Annotated in this window: 1 protein-coding gene; it reads left to right on the top strand. The window is 30.9% G+C overall.

The genetic code is table 11. From position 1 onward, the window contains the following. Nucleotides 1–507 precede the first annotated feature (507 nt). Nucleotides 508–672: a hypothetical protein gene (locus tag ACOMCU_RS28165; RefSeq protein WP_421052310.1), complete on the top strand. Its 165-nt coding sequence runs from the start codon at nucleotides 508–510 to the stop codon at nucleotides 670–672. Nucleotides 673–823: the final 151 nt, after the last annotated feature.

Here is an 823-nt window from a genome sequence, read left to right as displayed (position 1 = left end):
TACATACAAAAAAACGCCATTAAGGAAGCTCTTTCCATAATGGCGTTTTACTAAAATAACTTATTTTTCAAATATAAAAGTTTTCACAATCTAAATTATTAGTATAAATCTTTTTGTCCCCTATATAACTTTATTGTAAAGTAAAATAGGCGCTACTTGTAATTCTTTTTTAACCTTTTAGTGAGTCACCGGTTGCAACTTCCCAAAATTTATTAAATGCATATAAATTATCTAATTATAAAAAAACAATTTACCCTCTATCCAAAGAGAGACGCATTCATTCATGTGAACTAACAGCTAACAAATAAAAAAGCCACGTCCAATATAGACATACCAAAACACCTATATATCAATGTTAAACTCCATAATTGTTTACATTTCGTTTACCTTTTTTTATATTGACCACCCCTAACAGAGTGGTCTAAATGAAAAAATTAAGTGCGAAGTTGAAATAAACAAGGGATATTTTATTGGATAAGTTAAATAATATCTTTAGGAGGTGTGGAAATGAAAAGAGATCAGAAAAATACAGAATTTGCAACAGACGAGCCAACAAAACAATCAGATATTAAAGAACCTATTGAGCGTGTCAGACGTGCTGAACCCCCTCGCCCAAAACATGAAGAAGACCTTATTATTAATGAGAAAAAAAGTAAGTCAACTTCGTTATAAATCTAAGGCTATTTAGTATTTTATTTTTTGACCACCCCATCAGAGTGGTCTTTTTATGTTTTATTCAGCTAAAGCACCTGTTAGCTTAAGAAGATGTTTTATGATTAAGGTTTTTTCCCTAAAGAAAACCCTTCAAATAGTCGACCGCCGA

The sequence above is a fragment of the Lysinibacillus sp. UGB7 genome (assembly GCF_049058285.1).
GTDB classification, from domain to species: Bacteria; Bacillota; Bacilli; order Bacillales_A; family Planococcaceae; genus Lysinibacillus; species Lysinibacillus sphaericus_B.
This window is presented reverse-complemented; position numbering and strand designations above follow the sequence as displayed.